Source organism: Streptomyces sp. NPDC025651 (genome assembly GCF_055558735.1).
On the sequence record NZ_JBVHLZ010000011.1, the window covers coordinates 159,175 to 176,816 of the forward strand.

Annotated in this window: 16 protein-coding genes; 7 read left to right on the forward strand and 9 right to left on the reverse strand. The window is 71.8% G+C overall.

Translation table 11 applies throughout. From position 1 onward, the window contains the following. The first annotated feature begins 22 nt into the window (after positions 1-22). Positions 23-2,098: a heavy metal translocating P-type ATPase gene (locus ACZ4D5_RS33155; protein WP_467776172.1), complete on the forward strand. Its 2,076-nt coding sequence runs from the start codon at positions 23-25 to the stop codon at positions 2,096-2,098. Here ACZ4D5_RS33155 and ACZ4D5_RS33160 read toward each other — a convergent pair. From ACZ4D5_RS33160 to ACZ4D5_RS33180, 5 genes are all read right to left on the reverse strand, one after another. Then, on the reverse strand, positions 2,047-2,961 hold the full coding sequence (locus ACZ4D5_RS33160; protein ID WP_467776173.1) for a helix-turn-helix domain-containing protein: 915 nt from the start codon (positions 2,959-2,961) through the stop codon (positions 2,047-2,049). The two genes, ACZ4D5_RS33155 and ACZ4D5_RS33160, sit on opposite strands and share 52 nt — an antisense overlap. 88 nt (positions 2,962-3,049) lie before the next feature. Then, positions 3,050-3,712, reverse strand: coding sequence for a methionine ABC transporter permease (locus tag ACZ4D5_RS33165; RefSeq protein ID WP_467776174.1), 663 nt, complete (start codon positions 3,710-3,712; stop codon positions 3,050-3,052). Next, entirely contained in the window at positions 3,712-4,596 is an 885-nt protein-coding gene (locus tag ACZ4D5_RS33170; protein WP_467776175.1) for a methionine ABC transporter ATP-binding protein, read from the reverse strand. Before ACZ4D5_RS33170 ends, ACZ4D5_RS33165 begins: the two co-directional genes overlap by 1 nt. A 5-nt stretch (positions 4,597-4,601) precedes the next feature. Next, positions 4,602-5,480, reverse strand: a complete 879-nt coding sequence (locus ACZ4D5_RS33175; protein WP_467776176.1) for a MetQ/NlpA family ABC transporter substrate-binding protein — start codon at positions 5,478-5,480, stop codon at positions 4,602-4,604. A gap of 499 nt (positions 5,481-5,979) precedes the next feature. After that, entirely contained in the window at positions 5,980-6,741 is a 762-nt protein-coding gene (locus ACZ4D5_RS33180; RefSeq protein WP_467776177.1) for a MerR family transcriptional regulator, read from the reverse strand. Between the two features lie 255 nt (positions 6,742-6,996). Here ACZ4D5_RS33180 and ACZ4D5_RS33185 point away from each other — a divergent pair, with 255 nt between their 5' ends. The 6 genes from ACZ4D5_RS33185 (at position 6,997) to ACZ4D5_RS33210 (ending at position 11,927) form a co-directional block, all read left to right on the forward strand. After that, complete coding sequence (locus tag ACZ4D5_RS33185; protein ID WP_467776178.1) at positions 6,997-7,158, forward strand: hypothetical protein; 162 nt, start codon at positions 6,997-6,999, stop codon at positions 7,156-7,158. A 65-nt stretch (positions 7,159-7,223) separates the two neighbouring features. Next, positions 7,224-7,541, forward strand: a complete 318-nt coding sequence (locus tag ACZ4D5_RS33190) for a hypothetical protein (RefSeq protein ID WP_467776179.1) — start codon at positions 7,224-7,226, stop codon at positions 7,539-7,541. A gap of 89 nt (positions 7,542-7,630) precedes the next feature. Further along, positions 7,631-9,073: an aminotransferase family protein gene (locus ACZ4D5_RS33195; RefSeq protein ID WP_467776180.1), complete on the forward strand. Its 1,443-nt coding sequence runs from the start codon at positions 7,631-7,633 to the stop codon at positions 9,071-9,073. A gap of 11 nt (positions 9,074-9,084) precedes the next feature. Continuing rightward, positions 9,085-9,729, forward strand: a complete 645-nt coding sequence (locus ACZ4D5_RS33200) for a nitroreductase family protein (RefSeq protein ID WP_467776181.1) — start codon at positions 9,085-9,087, stop codon at positions 9,727-9,729. Next, complete coding sequence (locus ACZ4D5_RS33205; protein WP_467776182.1) at positions 9,726-10,760, forward strand: aldo/keto reductase; 1,035 nt, start codon at positions 9,726-9,728, stop codon at positions 10,758-10,760. The genes ACZ4D5_RS33200 and ACZ4D5_RS33205 overlap by 4 nt, the downstream gene beginning before the upstream one ends. 27 nt (positions 10,761-10,787) lie before the next feature. Next, on the forward strand, positions 10,788-11,927 hold the full coding sequence (locus tag ACZ4D5_RS33210; RefSeq protein ID WP_467776183.1) for an acyl-CoA dehydrogenase: 1,140 nt from the start codon (positions 10,788-10,790) through the stop codon (positions 11,925-11,927). Positions 11,928-12,026: 99 nt separating this feature from the next. Here ACZ4D5_RS33210 and cs1 read toward each other — a convergent pair whose 3' ends face one another. The 4 genes from cs1 to ACZ4D5_RS33230 are packed head-to-tail and all read right to left on the reverse strand — an operon-like array spanning position 12,027 to position 17,255. Further along, the gene (gene cs1, locus ACZ4D5_RS33215; protein ID WP_467776184.1) at positions 12,027-13,001 is read right to left on the reverse strand and encodes a clavaminate synthase Cs1; all 975 of its coding nucleotides are present in this window, start codon (positions 12,999-13,001) and stop codon (positions 12,027-12,029) included. Next, positions 12,998-13,966: an agmatinase gene (speB, locus tag ACZ4D5_RS33220; RefSeq protein ID WP_467776377.1), complete on the reverse strand. Its 969-nt coding sequence runs from the start codon at positions 13,964-13,966 to the stop codon at positions 12,998-13,000. Before speB ends, cs1 begins: the two co-directional genes overlap by 4 nt. A 32-nt stretch (positions 13,967-13,998) precedes the next feature. Then, on the reverse strand, positions 13,999-15,540 hold the full coding sequence (locus ACZ4D5_RS33225) for an asparagine synthase-related protein (RefSeq protein WP_467776185.1): 1,542 nt from the start codon (positions 15,538-15,540) through the stop codon (positions 13,999-14,001). Then, a complete protein-coding gene (locus ACZ4D5_RS33230) occupies positions 15,540-17,255 on the reverse strand; it encodes a thiamine pyrophosphate-binding protein (RefSeq protein WP_467776186.1) in 1,716 nt (571 codons plus the stop codon). The genes ACZ4D5_RS33225 and ACZ4D5_RS33230 overlap by 1 nt, the downstream gene beginning before the upstream one ends. Positions 17,256-17,642 lie beyond the last annotated feature (387 nt).

A 17,642-nucleotide genomic window follows, 5' to 3' on the forward strand; every position in this document is an offset into this window, starting at 1 on the left:
GCCGGGCACACACGATGAGGGCATGAACACCAAGCAGCCCCCAGTCCTCACCCCGCGGGACGCCGCGCCCGCCGGGCCCACCGCCTCCGCGGCCCCCGCAGCTCCCGACGAGCACGCCGACGGTTTCCTCGGCAGACAGGCGGAGCCGGTCTTCGCCGCCCTCGCCACCGTCACGTTCCTCACCGGCCTGGTGCTGAACCTGTCGGGCACAGGACCGAAGGGCCTCGCGGTCGGGTTCTTCGTCGCCACGTACTTCTTCGGCGGGTTCTTCACCCTGCGCGAAGCCATCGCCTCCGTCCGTGCCGGGCGGTTCGAGGTCGACTTCCTGATGCTGGTGGCCGCCGCGGGCGCGGCGGCGCTCGGCAAGTGGGAGGAGGGCGCGGTCCTGCTGTTCCTGTTCAGCGTCGGGCACGCCCTGGAGTCGTACGCGATGAACCGCGCCCGCCGTTCGATCGAGGCCCTGGCCACGCTCACCCCGAAGACGGCCCTGCTGGTCCGGGACGGCGGTGCGCCCGCCGAGGTGCCGGTCGAGACGCTGGCGGTCGGCGACACCGTGGTGGTCAGGCCGCACACCCGCATCCCCGCCGACGGGTTCGTCCGCTCCGGCGTCAGCGCGGTCGACCAGGCACCGGTCACCGGCGAGAGCGTCCCGGTCGACAAGCGCCCCGTCGAGGACGCGGACGCCGCTCTGCGCAGCCCGCGCGGCGTCGGGGACGACAGCCGGGTCTTCGCGGGAACGGTCAACGGCGCGGGCGCCCTGCAGGTGACCGTGACCAGCCTCGCCGCCGACAACACCCTGTCCCGCGTGGTGGAGCTGGTGCGCGACGCCGAGACCAGGCAGTCGCCCACGCAGGCCTTCACCGCCCGCTTCCAGCGGATCTTCGTGCCGGGTGTGCTGATCCTGGTGGCCGTGCTGCTGCTCGCGGGGATCGTGGTCGACGAGCCGTTCTCCGCCACCTTCTACCGCGCCATGGCCGTCCTGGTCGCGGCCAGCCCGTGCGCGCTGGCCATCGCCACCCCGGCTGCCGTGCTGTCCGCGGTCGCCCGGGCGGCCCGCAGCGGCGTCCTGGTCAAGGGCGGCGGCCCGCTGGAAAGCCTCGGCAGGCTCACCACGTTCGCGTTCGACAAGACCGGCACCCTCACCGAGGGCCGCCCCCGCCTGACCGACGTCGTCACCGCGCCCGGCGCCACGGAACGGGAGCTGCTCGCCACGGCCGTCGCGGTGGAGCGGCTGAGCGATCACCCGCTCGCCCTCGCGGTGGTCCGGGACGCGCGGTCCCGCCTCGGCGACGGCGAACCCGTCCCGGAGGCAGCGGATTCGGACGCTCTGGTCGGCCGCGGCCTGCGGGCGCGGATCGGCGACGAGCCGGTCTGGGTGGGCAGCGCCGCGCTCTTCGACGAACTGCCGGGCCCCGTGCCCGGCGCCGACTTCCTGGGCACGGTAGGGCAGTTGGAGGCGAGCGGCCGCACCGTCATGATCGTACGGAGAGGGGAGCGCTACCTCGGAGCCCTGGCGGTCATGGACACCCCGCGCCCCGACGCCGCACTGGTCGTCGCCAGGCTGCGCGGCCTCGGCATCCGCCGCACGGTGCTGCTCTCCGGCGACAACCAGGCCGTGGCCACAGCCGTCGGACAGCAGGTCGGCGTGGACGACGCGCGCGGCGGTCTGCTGCCGCAGGACAAGGTCGACGCCCTCGCGGGACTCGACGCCGGGGACGCGAAGGTCGCCATGGTCGGCGACGGCGTCAACGACGCTCCCGCCATGGCGAACGCGACCGTCGGCATCGCGATGGGCGCGGCAGGATCCGCCGTGGCCCTGGAGACCGCCGACATCGCCCTGATGTCCGACCGGCTCGACCGGATCCCGCTGGCCACCGGGCTCAGCCGCAAGGCGTCGCGGATCATCAAGCAGAACCTGTACGTCAGCCTGGGCATCGTCGCGGTCCTGATCCCGGCCACCCTCCTCGGCCTCGGCATCGGCCCCGCCGTCCTCGTCCACGAGGGTTCCACGCTGCTCGTCGTGGCCAACGCGCTGAGGCTGCTCGGCTACCGGGACCCCTCGACGCCCAGCGAGGCGCGGAAGTCGCCGGGCGCCTGACCGGCGGTGCGGGCGAAGAACTTGGCGAAGTTGGTCGCTTCGCTGAAGCCGAGACGGCGGCCGACGGCCGCGGCCGTCAGGTCGGTGTGCGCGAGCAGGCGCTTGGCCTCCAGCGCCACACGCGCGTCGATGACCGCCTTGGCGGACCGCCCGGTCGCCTCCAGACAGGCCCGCGTCAGGGTCCTGGGTGTGGTGGCGAGCCGGGCGGCGTACGCGTTGACGGAGTGCTCGGCGGCGAAGCTCTTCTCCAGCTCGGAGCGGAACCGGGTGAACAGCTCTCCGGGCCCCGCCGGCGGCAGCTCGCCCTCCGGCTCGGGCAGCAGGGAGACGCGCAGCAGCAGCGCGGCGACGAGGTGGCGCAGCAGGTCGCCAGCGGGCTCACCGAGGCCGGCCTCGTGCTGGTCGTGCCCGGCGACGAGCAGGTCGGTGAGGGCGGTGAGCTCGCGCACGGCGGCCGGGGCGAGACTCCAGTGCGCGGGTCCGAACGGGTCGTCAAGAAGCGCCTGGACGCGCAGGCGCGGCGGGAAGTCCGGGGTGAACAGCACCAGGCGGGCCTGGAGACCGGGCTCGGGTGCGTACCGGTGCACCTGCCCCGGGCGGATCCACAGCAGCGTGCCGCGGGCGCAGGTGTGATCGACGAAGTCGACCATGTGGGTGCCGCGCCCGGCCGTGACCAGGACCAGCAGATGGAAGTCCAGGCGCTGGGGCGCGGCCAGCTGACGCGGCGACGTGCGGTGGCGCACGGCGGACAGGGAGTCGACGTCGATGCCCAGGGCCGGGCAGTGCGGATTGCGGTACGCGACGTCGACGATTCCGCCGGAGCTCCCGCCGGCCTCCCCGAGCTGCCCGTTTTCTCCCACCATGCCTAGGAAAGCTACCTCGTCGGCTGCCGCGCGGCCCGGCGGCCCGGCCTCGACGTGTTCGGGACCGGGCCGCGCCTGCTCGCCGGACTCAGCGGCGCAGGACCTTGCGGGACAGCGCGTTGCCGAGCAGCTGAGACGCCTGGACGAGACCGATGAGGATGAGCACGGTCACCACCATCACGCGGGTGTCGAAGCGCAGGTACCCATGGGTGATCGCGAGGTTGCCGACGCCCCCGCCGCCGACCGTGCCCGCGATGACCGAGAAGTCGATCAGGGCCACGAGCATGAAGGTCATGCCGAGGATCAGCGGCCCGAGCGCCTCGGGCACGAGGACGGTCAGCAGGATCCGCAGACGGCTGGTGCCCATGGCCCGGGCGGCCTCGATCACGCCGGGCTCGACGCCCACGAGGTTGCTCTCGACGATGCGGGCGACACCGAAGGTCGCGATGACGGTCATGGGGAAGATCACCGCGTCCGTGCCCACCGCCGTGCCCATCAAGGACCTGGTCACCGGGTTGAGTACGACGATCGCGATGAGGGCGGGGACCGGGCGGACGACGTTGACCAGGAGGCTCAGCACGACGAAGACGGCACGGTTCTGGAAGACGCCGCCCTTGCGGGTCGCGTGCAGGGCCAGGCCCGTCGGCAGCCCGAACAGGATGGCGAGGACCAGCGTGGCGAGGACCATGTAGACCGTCTGGCCCGTCGCGTCGACGATCTTCGGCCAGAGGATGCTCCACTCCTGTCGCATCAGATGCCCACCGCCACTCGTTCTCCGCCGAGTTCCGCGCGTACGGCCCTGACGACGCTGTCGTCCACACCGTGCTCGCGCAGCACGCCGGGCAGCAGGTCGAAGAGCGGGGACGCCTTGGCCGCGGCGTGCACGAACGCCTTGGTGGTGGAATGCCGGGGGCGCCGGAAGACCTCCTGGACCGCACCGGTCTCCACGATCCGCCCCGCGTCGACCACGGCGACCTGGTCGCAGACCGCGCTCACCACCCCCATCTCATGCGTGATCAGCACGATGGTGACGCCCAGTTCGGTGTTGACGCGCCTCAGCAGGTCCAGGACCTCCCGGGTGGTCTCCGGGTCGAGGGCCGATGTGGCCTCGTCGCACAGCAGCACGCCGGGCGAGGTGGCGAGGGCGCGGGCGATGCCCACGCGCTGGCGCTGGCCGCCGGAGAGCTGCTCGGGGTAGCGGCGGGCGTGCTCGTCGAGGCCCACGAAGCGGAGCGCTTCTTCTGCCCTGGCACGGGCGTCGGCGCGCGAGTGACCCGCCTGGCGCAGCGGGAAGGCGACGTTGCCGAGGACCGTGCGGGAGCGGAAGAGGTGGAACTGCTGGAAGATCATGCCGATGTCGCGGCGCGCGGCGCGCAACTGCCGCTCGCCGAGCGCGGTGAGTTCCTGGCCGCCGACGGTGACGCGGCCCGAAGTCGGCGTCTCCAAGAGGTTGATCAGCCGCAGCAGGGTGGACTTGCCGGCGCCGCTGTGTCCGACGATGCCGAAGACGCTGCCGCGCTCCACGCGCAGCGTGATCCGGTCGACGGCGCGCACGCCGCCGGGGAACTCCTTGACGACGTCGTGCAGTTCGATCATCGCTGGGGTCATCCGCTCCGCGGGGTTGTCTGTGCTCACCGGGGTCACCGCTTCAGCTGCCGGGCGACGCGGCCCAGTTCCTGCTCGAGCTCGGCCTGCGAGAGGTCGAGGTGGACCCCGGCGCCGTTGGCGTACTTCTGGTAGGCGTCCTGTACCGGCTTGCTGGCGTAGAGCTTGGCGATCTTGGCGTAGTCCGGGTTCTTCCTGTCCTCGGCGCGTATCGCGATGACGTTGATGTACGGGCGGGTCTTTGGGGCCTTCGGATCGTCGTGGAACAGCGCGGACTCGGCCTTGACGCCCGCGAGGGAGGCCACCCCGTCGTTGATGATCGCGGCGTCCACGTCCTCCAACAGGCGTGGCGTCTGCTGGGCGTTGACCGCCGTCAGCTTGATGCGCCTCGGATTCTTGGTGATGTCCTCGGGCGTGGCGTACAGCCCGGTGCCGTCCTTGAGCTCGATCAGCTCGGCACTGGCCAACAGGTGCAGGGCGCGGCCCTCGTTGGCCGGATCGTCGGGATGCGCGATCCGCGCCCCGGCGGGCAGTTCCTTGAGCTCCTCGACCTTGCGGGAGTAGAGCCCCATCGGTACGGCGTGGGTGGCCGAAAGCGGCACGATGTCGGTGCCGTTGCTGTTGTTGGACTGGGCGAGGAAGACCAGGTGCTGGAAGGCGTTCATGTCGATGTCGCCCGCGGCCAGGGCCTTGTTGGGCAACGAGTAGTCGTCGAAGGAGACCGGCTCGACATCGAGGCCCTGCTTCTTGGCCTCCGCCGCGAGGACGTCCCACTCCTGGGCGTCGCCGCTGATGCCCACCTTGATGGTGTCGCCGTCGTCTCCGAAGAGGCCGCAGCCCGACACCAGCAGGGTCAGAGCGGTCGCGGTGGCGGCGGCCATGACGGTGCGACGGCCGGCCGGGAATCGGTGCATCGTTCTCATTCCATGGGGTGGGGAAGAAGGTCCGGGCACCGCGCTCTTGTGGAGCGTTCCGGCGCCCTGGTCGGGGCAGGCCCGCCTCCTGGTACTGCCTGGCCAGCAACAGTCCGTAAGGGCCCTGGTGTGGAGAGAGCCGAGGGCCAACTGGTCGGCGATCCCTGGGAAACGGGTTCGATCAGTGACGCTAGCGCACGAATCGCCCGTTTCACTGCGCCCGCATGACACGACTGTTGCGGCTTCGATAAATGCTCTGAGCTGGCCCTTTCGGCGCCCGGAGGTGGCGCGTGGTTCCGGGGGCCTCGGCTCATCAGTCACGCGTTGAGGCGAGGACGCCCGACACGACCGGAGCCGCAGGGCCGCCCCCAACTGCCCGCCGCTGCACGCCGTTTAGTGACTGTCTGTGACAGGCGGTCAGGCTTCGCGCCGGCGGAACCGGCGAGTGGACCGACCCGGCCGGACCGCCGCACCCCCGTGGCGGCGGCCCGGTCCCGGTTCAGCGCAGCCGGGTTGCGGCGTACGCCTCGATGGCGGCCCGTTGGTACGAGGCCAGGCCCGGCGCGATCGACTCGTACACGGCGCGCCAGTGTTCGTTCTCCACACAGCAGCGCCCGATCGCGCGGTATTCCTCGGCGGTGGCTGCCCGGCTCCTGGCCAGCGTCCGGTACTGGGCGTCGATCTCGTTCTGCACCGCGTCGGCGTCAGCGGGCAGGCCGGTGGCCGACAGCTCCGCCAGCCGGACCATCTGCGCCGTGCGCTCGCGCTCCTCGACCTCGATCTCGTCCCTGCTCAACGCCGCGGTGTGCCGCTCGACGGCCCCCACCAGCGCCGGGAAACCGTGCAGCACCTTCATGCACCGGGCGGGCCGGATGCCCTCGAACAGGTTCTCCGGCCGCCTGATGGTGATCATGCCTGTGCCGTCCTTCCTGGACTGCTCCAGTTCGGTGATCGTGCGGGCGACGGTGGCGGCCAGGGCGTTCAGCCAGTCGCGCTCGGCGAGCAGCCGACGGCAATGGCCGCGCAGGGCCTCCAGCTCGTCGACCTGCGGGGCCAGGATCCGGCCGATCTCGGGCAGCCCCAGGCCCAGCGCCCGCAGCACGAGAACCTGCTGCAGCCGCAGCAGTTGGCGCTCCTCGTAGTAGCGGTGGCCGTTGGCCCCGATCCAGGCCGGCGGCAGAAGCCCGACCTCGTCGTAGTGCCGTAGCGTCCGGGCCGTCACCCCCGACATCCGGGCGACCTCCGCGATCGGCCAGGCCATCGCCGCCTCCCCGCACGAGTCGCTTCCCAGGGCCGGAATCTCCGGCCCTGCTCGGAACGGTGGAGGCTGCCGCTGCGGCAGGTTCAAGCCCGGGCAGTCGACGGGCAGGCCTCGGCAGGGGAGTGAGCCATTGCTCCTGCCCGCTTCGGCGCAGTCGATGCCTTCGCGCGGCAATCTTCCGACGCAGGGATGATGATGGGCCGCCGAGGCTGACGGTGGGCGCCTCCCCATCCGGCTCGGGGCGTTGAACAGGGCATGGACGATGTGAACGCCGCCCTGGTCACAGGGCTCTCGGGTCAGCTCCTCAACGGCGCCTACTGGCTCTCCACGCCGGTACACGAGGAGGAATGCGTGTGGTGTGCGCAGTTGCTGCGCGCGGACATGGAGAAGGACGGCAGCCGACCACCGGGGGCGTAGGCGGGGCCGACGACCCCGCCGACCCCAAAGCGCCCGGTCGGCACGCCGACTCGCTGAACTCCTACGTGATCGCGGACTGGTTCGCCGAAGGCGCCGGCGACCGCGTCCGTGATCGCCCGGATCAGCTGTCCCGGGGCGTCGTCGATGCCCGGCACGCCGTCGACACCCCAGCGGTGCCTCGGGGTGCCGCATATCTCGACGACGGCCATGGAACGGGCCCGCTCGCCGCGCACAGGGTCCTCGCGCCGCTCTCCGCCGACGAGCGGCAGCTGGTGGTGCGCACCCCGCGCCCCTCACTCACCACGCCCGGCCGTGACCTCCCGGCCGTAGGGCTCCGCATCCGCGCCGATGCCGGCCGTCGCCGCCCCTTGCAGACTGCTTGACGTGCCACTGGCGCGGCTCGTCAGTGGGGCACAACCGTCGACTGGAAGGCTGCGCGAGCGTTGGAAGCCCTCGGCATAAGGAGCTCGCCATGCCCGAATCCCCGGCGGCATCGATTCCCGGTCCCGACAGGACGGCCCAGTGGGTCCGGGCCGACCGCGACAGGCTGATCCATCCCAATCTCCCCGGCGGCCGCGAGGACCGCACCGTCATGGTCGAGGGCCGCGGCTGCCACGTCCGCGACAGTTCAGGGCGGTGGTACCTGGATGCCAGCGCGGTGCTCGGGATGATGCAAGTGGGCCACGGCCGCGCCGAGATCGTGGAGGCCGCCGCGGCGCAGATGACCACTCTGGAGTGCTTCCACCTCTGGGAAAGCATGAGCAACGACAAGGCGATCGAACTGGCCGCGCGGCTGGCCGACCTCGCGCCCGCCGGTCTGGAACGCGTCTTCTTCACCAGCGGGGGAGCGGAGGGGAACGAGATCGCGCTGCGCATGGCGCGGTTCTTCCACTACCGCAGGGAGCAGCCCGAACGCACGTGGATCCTGTCGCGGAAGACGGCCTACCACGGCATCGCCTACGGCAGCGGAAGCGTCTCGGGACTGCCGGTGTACCACCAGGGCTTCGGGCCCACGCTGCCCGACGTACACCACCTGTCCGCCCCCGACCCGTACCAGCGGGATGCGTACGGGGGAGAGGACGTCACCGAGTTCTGTCTGCGCGAACTGCGCGAGACCATCGAGCGGATCGGGCCGCGGCGGATCGCGGCGATGATCGGCGAGCCGGTCATGAGCGTGGGCGGCGCGGTCGTCCCGCCGCCGGACTACTGGCCGCGGGTCGCCGAACTGCTGCGCTCCCACGGCATCCTGCTCATCTTCGACGAGGTGGTGACGGGGTACGGAAGGACCGGGCACTGGTTCGCCGCCGAGCACTTCGGGGTGCGGCCCGACCTGCTCGTCACCGCGAAGGGCATCACGTCCGGTTACGTCCCGCACGGCGCGGTCCTCGTCACCGAGGAGGTGGCGGCGACGGTGACCGACTCCACCGGGTTCCCCATCGGATACACCTACACCGGGCACCCCACGGCCTGTGCCGTCGCGCTCGCCAATCTCGACATCATCGAACGGGAGAAGCTGCTCGACAACGCGGCACGCACCGGGGCGTATCTCGCCGACCGGCTGGCGCCGCTCCGCGAGCTGCCCGTCGTGGGCGACATCCGCCAGATCGGCCTCATGCTCGGCGTCGAACTCGTCGCGGACAGGACGGCACGGACCCAACTGCCCACCGGTACGGCCCCGGTGGCCCAGGCCCTGCGGGAGGACGCCGGCATCATCCTGCGCGGCAACCCGCGGTCCCTGCTGATCAACCCTCCCCTGGTGATGGACCGCGGCACGGCGGACGCGCTGGCCGACGGCCTGCGGTCGGTCCTCGAACGCGTCGAGCCCGACGGCCGGATCCGCTCCCAGGCCCGTTCCCGGGTCCGTTCCCAGACTTCCCAGAGTTCCAAGAGTCCCTGGCGTTCCCGGAGTTCCTAGAAAGGACCCCCATGTCGGTCATGAACCTCACCCCGGACGAACTCCTCACGACCACCCGCTCGGTGCGCAAGAGGCTGGACCTGAAGCGTCCGGTGCCCCTGGACCTCGTCAAGGAATGCATCCGCGTCGCGCTGCAGGCCCCGTCGGGGAGCAACCGGCAGACCTGGCACTGGATCGTCGTGACGGACAAGGAACAGCGGGCCGAGATCGGTCGGTACTACCGGCGCGCGGTGGCCACCTATCTGAACTCCGACGGGGCGTGCGGAACGCTCTATCCCGAAGATCCCGAGCGTCACGCCGTGCAGAAGCGCGTGGGCAGCAGCGTCGCGCACCTCGGCGAGACGATGGGCGAGGTGCCCGTCCTCGTCCTCCCGTGCATCGATGTGAACGAGGCCCCCGAATACAACGAGGCGGGCATGTGGGGGTCGATCATCCAGGCCGCCTGGAGCTACATGCTCGCCGCGCGGGCGCGCCGCCTCGGCACCGCGTGGACCACGCTGCACCTGATGTACGAGAAGGAGATCGCCGAGCTGCTCGGCATACCCGACGGCGTCGTCCAGGCCGCGCTGATCCCCACGGCGTTCTCCATCGGCACGGAGTTCGGCCCCGCCCCGCGGCAACCCCTTGAGCGGGTGCTGCACATCGACTCGTGGTGAGCTCGCAGCCGCAGCCGCAGCCGCAGGCGTTTGAGCCGAAGTCGCGGCTGCCGCTTCGCTCCTTGGGCGAACTGACGCTCCCCGCCCAGGGGTTGGGCTGTCTGAGCATGACGTCCTTCTACGCCCGCGCCGACCCCGCCGAGGCCGTCGACACCGTACGTCGTGCGATCGACCGGGGGATCACCCTGCTGGACACCGCCGACGTCCAGGGGCTCGGCGAGGGGGAGCGGCTGCTGGGGAGGGCCGTCGCGGGCCGGCGGGAACGGGTGCTGATCTCCACGAAGGTCGGCCTGGAGCGGGACCGCGACGGGGGGTTCCTCGGGGTGCGTGGGGACCGGGAGTACATCCGGCGGCGCTGCCACGGCTCGCTGCGCCGGCTCGGCGTCGACCACCTCGACCTGTACGTCAAGCACTGGGCGGCACCCGGAGAGCGCGTCGAGGAGGCCGTCTCCGCTCTTTCGGAGCTGGTCGGCGAGGGCAAGGTGCGGCATCTGTGTCTGTCCGAGGTCTGCGCGGACACCATCCGGCGGGCCCACGCCGTGCACCCGATCACCGCCGTGCAGAGCGAGTGGTCGCTGTGGAGCCGGGGCATCGAGGCCGAAGTCGTGCCGACCTGCCGGGAGTTGGGCATCGGCATCATCGCGTCGTGCCCGCTCGGGCGGGGCTTCCTGACCGGCCGGGTCGGCTCGCTCGCCGAGCTGGACCACGCGGCGGACTTCCGGCACGGCCTCCCGCGGTTCTCCGACCCCCACTTCACACGCAACCTGGCCCTCTTGGAGAGCCTGCGTCCGGTGGCCGCGCCGCGCGGTCTGACGCTCGCGCAGCTCGCGCTGGCCTGGCTCCACCACCAGGGCGACGACGTCGTGGCCATCCCGGGCACCGGGCGCCGTGACCACCTGGAGGAGAACGTCGCCGCCGCCTTCGTCGAGCTGTCCGCCGCGGAACTGGCCGCCGTGGAGCGCGCGGTGCCGGCCTCCGCCGTCCACGGCGAGCGATACCCGCCCTTCCTGATGAACCTCGTAGACAACTGACTGGACCACCGAAGGACGTGAAAGGCCGTGAAGTTCCTGCAACGTGACCGCGAGACCTGTGAACGGCTCCTGCCGGGTCTCGCCGACCGCCTCGCCGACGAGCCCTTCGAGCGCCTCGAGTCGCCGGGGAGTCCCGCGATCGCGCTGTTCAAGGAGCACGGCGGCGGCAATCTCCTGGTGCCCCGCTCGCACGGCGGCATCGGGGCGTCCGCGCTCGACGCCGTCAGGGTGATCCGCGCACTGGCGTCGCTCGCGCCGTCCCTCGCGGTGGCGACCGCCATGCACCACTTCTCGGTCGGCATGCTCTTCGCCGTCGGCCCGCTGTACGAGAGCAACACCCGCTTCCACACCCGCGTACTGGACACGGTCGCGAAGAACCGCTCGCTCATCGCCTCCGGCTTCGCGGAAGGCCGCTCGGGCCGCGGCATCCTCAGCCCCACCGTCGAGGCGCGGGAAGTCAGCGGCGGCTATCTCGTCACGGGATCGAAGAAGCCGTGCAGCCTGTCGCGGTCGATGGACCTGCTGACCGCGAGCGTCGCCCTGCGCGGGAACGACGGCCGGAGCGAGATGGGTCTGCTGGTACTCCCCGCCGATACGCCGGGCATCTCCGTCCACGACTTCTGGTCCACCTTCCCGTTGGCCGCTGCGGAGAGCCACGAGGTCCGCCTCGACGACGTGCCGGTCGAGGCGGAACACATCCTCCGCACACCCCCGAACGCCGCCGAGAAACTGGACGAGCTCAACGAAGCGGGCGTGATCTGGTTCCAGATGATCGTCGCCGCCTCGTACACGGGCGTCGCGAGCGCGCTGGTCGATCTCGTGCTGTGCGACCGACGCGGATCGGCGGCGGACCGGGCCCGGCTGTGCCTGCTCATCGAGTCGGCCGCGTACCTGGTGGAAGGGATCGCCCGCAGGATCACGGACGGCGACCTCGGCAACGACTGCGCGGCGGCCTCCCTGTTCACCCGCTTCTCCGTGCAGGACATCATCACCAGGGCCGTCGCCCAGGCGGTGGAGATGCTGGGCGGCATGGCCTTCATCGGCTCCCCGAGAATCGCCTACCTGGCGTCCGCCGCCCAGGCCGTCGTCTTCCATCCGCCGTCGCGGACGAGCATGGGCGAGGCGGTCGACGACTACTACGCGGGCAAGCCGCTGTTCTTCTCGTAGGGCGTCATGGCCATGGAGTACACGGGATGGCCATGGAGTACACGGGCTTGAGGGGGGCCGCCCATCGGCGGCCCCCCTTTGGATGCGCGTACGGCGGTCTCAGTGCCGCGGCGCGAAGTCGACGACGTCGCCCGCCCGTTCCCCGCCGGAGAGCTGGCCGTTGCGGTCGGTCCGTACGTAGACCCGGTGCAGCCACCGGTCCTTGCCGTCCCAGCGCGGCACGAAGGGGGTGCGCGCGTGGGTCGTGCGGAAGTTGTCCACGATCAGCAGGTCGCCGGGGACCAGGCGCACCGCTTCGCGCACCTCGTCGAGAGCCTTCGACAGCACCGCGACGGCCTCGATGTCGGCGGGGTCCCGCGGGGCCAGCAGCTCGCGGTCGTACCCGAGGTAGGGGTCGCTCGGGTCCCCGTAGAGAGGCTTGACGTCGGCGATGGCGCCGGGGTCCTCGACGCCGCCGCGGAAGGCGACGTCCACGCAGCAGGGCACGGGCCTGTCGAAGAGGTGCGCGCGGACGTCGTCGGGTACGAGCGGCAGCGCCCTGCGGATCGAGCCCACGAGGGTGGCGGCCTGTCGCTCGTGGTCCGCGCGGGAGCAGGCGAGCAACACGTAGTTGGGCTGGCGCACGTGGTAGGCCATCTCGGTGTGGAACTCGAGGAGGGTCTCCGAGGTCTCCGACGAGAGGTGGTGCGCGCCGGGCGAGGGGTAGACGTCGTGGTACACGCTCGCGGAGCGCAGTTCGCGGTAGCCGGTGTGCAGGCCGAGGCGGCGGCCGACGATCGCGAGCATGGCCTCCTGGTTCAGCAGCGGGCGGTCCACCGGCGCGGGCGTGCTCGTGGGGGTGGGCGGCAGGGCGTCGTCCGCCTCCACCGGCAGGCCGCGCAGCAGGAGATGGCCGGCGTCATTGCCCCGGTCGTTGAACTCGTCCAGTGCGGCGGCCAGTTGCCCGGGGAGCCGCGCGGCGGCCCGTCGTGCCTCGTCGAAGAAGCCGTACAGGTCCCTGCGGGGTGTTCGGGGCAGTCGTGCGGCGAGAGCGAGCAGATCCGCGGAGTACGCGGAGCAGTTCAGCACGGTCATGTCGAATTCCCTTCTCGGGTGAGGGCACGGGTGCGGGTGCGTGCGCGGGCGTACTGGTACAGGAGCTCGGCCCCGATCTCGGTGGCCAGGACGGCGGTGATGCCCCCGTGGTCGTAGAGCGGCGAGACCTCCATGACGTCGAGGCCCACGGGGCGCAGATCGCCGACGCCGCGCAGCAGGGCGAGCACCTCGCGCGAGGTGGGGCCGCCGGGGGCCGGCGTGCCCGTGCCCGGCGCGAACGCCGGGTCCACGACGTCGATGTCCACCGACACATAGACGGGTGAGTCGCCCACGGTCTCGCGGACCAGGCGCCCGGTGGCCTCGGCGCCGAGCGAGCAGAACTCGTCGGCGGTGACGATGCGCACGCCGTGCCCGCGGGCGTAGTCGAGGGAGTCCGGCCGGGGGTTGTGGCCCCTGATCCCGATCTGGACCATGCGCCGCGGGTCGACGAGCTTCTCGTCGATGGCGTGCCGGAACGGTGTGCCGTGGTGGTACTCGCCGCCGTAGAAGGCGGGGTTGGTGTCGGAGTGGGCGTCGAGGTGCAGTACGGCGACGGGGCCGTGCTCGGCCGACACGGCGCGCAGACCGGCCAGGGTCAGTGAGTGGTCGCCGCCGATCATGAGGAACGCGGCGTTGTGGGCGAGGAGTTCGCCGAGCCGCTCCTGTGCGGTGTTCATGGCGATGTGCATGTTGAACGGGGTCAGGTCGATGTCCCCGGCATCGGCGCAGTCGATGAGGTCGAAGGTGCCGGGACCGCGGTCGATGCCCACGCCGTGGATGAGGCCGGACTCGTTGCGTACCGCTCGCGGGCCGAAGCGCGCGCCGGGCCGGTAGCTGGTGCCGCCGTCGTAGGGGGCGCCGATGACGACGACGTCCCTGCCTTGCGGTGACGGGTCGTGCGGGAGGCGCATGAACGTGGGGATCTGCGCGTAGCGGGGCGAGATGGTGGTGTCGATGCGTTCCACGGTGCGGCCCTCGTCTGGTGTGGTTGTGGTGGTCACGTTCGGGGTCGTCGCGGGACCGGGTGTACGAGGGTCGCCGCCTCCGCGCCGACCAGCTCCGCCACCGCGTCGATCGCCACGTCGTCCGGGTGCCGTCCCTCGGCCACGACCTGGTCGAAGACCTCCTGTACCACCAGCCGTTTGGCGTGGCGCAGGCGTTCCCGCGGGACACCGGCGTCGGTGAGGAGCCGGGAGAAGGCCGATGTGGTACCCGACCCCTCGTGCACGCCGAGCTTGGGCCGGGTGACGACCGCGTGGGGCAGGACGTCGCGCATGGCGGCGCGCAGGGCCCACTTGTCCTGCCCGTGGCGGTGCTTGAGCCCGGCCTCGAGCGACACCAGGGTGTCGAGGACGTCGCGGTCCCAGTAGGGGTGGGTGGACCAGTGGCCGCCGATGCCCGAGAGGGTCGGCGTCAGCTCGTTGAGACCGTCGAAGGTGGCCATGTCGCGGCAGACGGCCGTGTCGAGTTCCGGCAGGCGGCTCTCGCGGTGCATGCCGCCGAGCGGGATGTCGGCGCCGTATCCGGTGAGGACGCGCCGGCCGGCGCCCTCCAGGCGCAGATACAGCGCGGCCAGCGGCAGCAGGTACTCGATGATGTCGGGGTCGGGGCACTCGGCCGCCCACACCGCGTGCGGAAGCTGCCGCAGCAGGTCATCGGTCCGGACGGTGATCTCCCTGTGGGCCGACCCGATGTGCCGGGCCACCACACGGGCCTGCGGGAACTCGTCGGCCTCCTCGGTGCCCATGGAGACGGTGTCGATCGGCCAGGCCGACGGCCGGGCGGCGAGCGCCGCGACCGACGAGGAGTCGATGCCTCCGGAGAGCACCACCAGGGGGGTGCCCGGCCCGCTGCGGGCTCTCACCGCCCGCTCAAGGACGTGCCGCACGGACTCCGCCGCCGCTTCCTCCGGGACGGTGCGGCGGCCCAACGGCGGCATCCAGGTGCGGTGGTCGACGCGCTCGCCGGTGGACAGCTCGATGTCGGCCACGGTGCCGGCCGGGACCTGGTGGACACCGGGCAGCCGGCGGACCGGCCGGGCGGCCGTGGACCGACCGGGCGGTGCGCTCCGCAGCACCTTGGCCTCCGTCGCCGCCAGCGCGTGGCCCGGGGCGACCGACGCGTACAGAGGCACCGATCCGGCGTGGTCCGTGGCGAGCAGAACGCGGCCCGGGGCGGCGACCAGCGCGGCGTACCGCCCGTTGAGGAGCCGGAAGGCGTGCACGTCGTAGCGGCCGAAGAGCGCGAGGGCGAGCGCGGCGTCGTCGTCCGGCGGGCTGTCGCCGGGGAGCAGGCCGCGCAACTCGTCGCGGTTGTACAGCTCTCCGGCGAGCAGGAGGGTCCTGCCGTGTGCTCGGGCCAGTGCCCGGTCCGGGGCACCGGAGTGCAGGAGGACGGCGTGCAGGTGCTGGTCGCCGGTCCGCTCCTGATGCTCGGCCCGGTCGCCGCGGGTGGCGAAGACCGGCCGGAGGGGCCGGCCGCCGTCCAGATGGACCGTGGCGAGGAAGCCGACGGCGGGGGGAAGGGGCTGCGCCGTCATCAGATGCTCAGGGCGCCGAAGCCGCCGGCTTGGAAGTCGTAGTTCACCGGCACTTCGACCAGGAACGGCCGGCCGAGGCCCGCACCCTTGCGCAGGGCCGCGAGGAGCTCCTCACGGCTGTTGGCGCGGGTGGCCTCGACGCCGTTGGCGCGGGCGAGCGCGGTGAAGTCGACGCCGGTGAACTTCACGGCGGGGTCGTAGGAACGGTGGTGGCCGATGTTCTGGTAGAGCTCGATCAACCCGTTGGTGTCGTTGTTGACGACCACGGTGACGATGGGCAGGTTGAGCCGGGCCATGGTCTCCAGGTCGGCGCTGTTCGAGTGGAAGCCGCCGTCTCCCGCGATGAGGAACGTGGGCTGCCCGGGCCGGGCGAGCTGGGCGCCGATGGCCGCGGGGATGCCGTAGCCGAAGCTGGAGCAGCCGGCGGAGGTGAGGAATCCGAAGGGCTGGTCGGCCCGGGCGAAGAGCACCCCGTAGTGTCGGAAGAACCCGATGTCGGAGACGATGGTGCCCTCGCCCGACTCCGCGGTCTCCGCCATGACGGTGTTCATGGTGTCCATCACCTGGTGCACCCGCAGCCCGTCGTCGTAGTGCTCGGGATCGGCGAGGAACTCGGCGATCCGTTCCCGCAGCGGCGTGATGTCGTGGGCGACCTTGGCGGCGAGGGCGGCCGTGCGACGGTCGAGGTGTTCGACGAAGGCCAGGACGTCGGTGACGACGTCCACGTCCGGGCGGTAGACCCGCGGAACGGGGTTGGCCGTGGGCGACACACGGATCGTGCTCTTGTCGACGCCGCGCTGCCACATCGAGGGCCGCAGGTCCTCGGCGTAGTCGTAGCCGAGGGTCAGGACGAGGTCGGCGGGACCGAACAGGGTGTCCAGGGCGGGGAAGGACAGGATGCCGTCCATGTAACCGGTGACGGCGCCGTAGTTCAGCTCGTGCCCGTGGGGCAGCACGCCCTTGGCGATGTACGTGGTGATGACCGGGATGTTCAACCGCTCGGCCAGCGCGCGGATCGCGGGGACCGCCCCGGACCGGATCGCGGCGGCGCCGACGACGAGCACGGGGTGCCGCGCCGAGCCGAGCAGGTCGGCCGCCTTGCGGGCGGCCTCCTGCCAGCCGTCCTCGACCGTCCCGAGGGGCTTGGCAGGGGTACCGGCCCTCGGGTGGGGGAGCGAGCTGTCGATCTCGCTGCCCAGCAGGTCGACGGGCAGGGAGATGAAGCTGGGCCCGACCGGCTCGGTCATGGCCGCCGCCACCGCCGAGTCCACCAGGTCGGTGATGTCGTCGGGCCGTCGGAGCTCCGCCGCGTACTTGGTCATCGGCCGCATGACCGCCACCGACTCCAGGCACTGGTGCGTGTCGTTGGGGAAGATGTCGTGCGACTCGGACTGGGCGGCGAGCGCGATGACCGGTGACCGGTCGAGTACGGAGGTGGCCACCCCCGTGGAGAGATTGGTCATCCCGGGGCCCAGCGTGGCCCAGCACGCCTGAGGCCGTCCGCTGATGCGGGCCAGCACGTCGGCGGCGACGCCGGCGGTGAACTCGTGCCGGGTCAGCACGAAGTCGACGCCGTCCTCCTCGTCGAAGAGGATCGACGCGGCTTCGCGGCCGACCACTCCGAACACGGTGCGTACGCCGTGGTCGTGGAGGCGTCGCAACAGGGCGTGCGCGGTGGTCGGGTTGGTGCTCGGAGCGGTGGAGACACGAGACATGACGGTTCCTCTGCGTCAGAGCGATGGGTGAGGGCGCCGGACGGCCGCCCGGCGCGTGGGCCACGTGGAGCCGAAGACGCGTGGGCCACGTGGAGCCGAAGGGCGGTCCGGCGAAGCAAGCGCCACTGTGCCGATCCGGCCTTGTGGCGGAGTGGACGGTCCCCTTGCACGGGCCCTGTGGGTGGCTGGGACGAGGGCGGGTGGGGCCCGTGTGAACACGGGCGCCGCGCTTTCCGGTCAGATTCCGCGGGGAGCCCACGGCGCCTGCCCGCGCGTCGGCAGGCGAAGCTCAAGGGAGTGCGGCGCGAGTCGAGGCCTGGCGGCGAGCCCGGCACGGCTGCGGTGCGGCCCGTGGTCGGGGGCCGAGGAGTGCGAGCCGATGCGAGG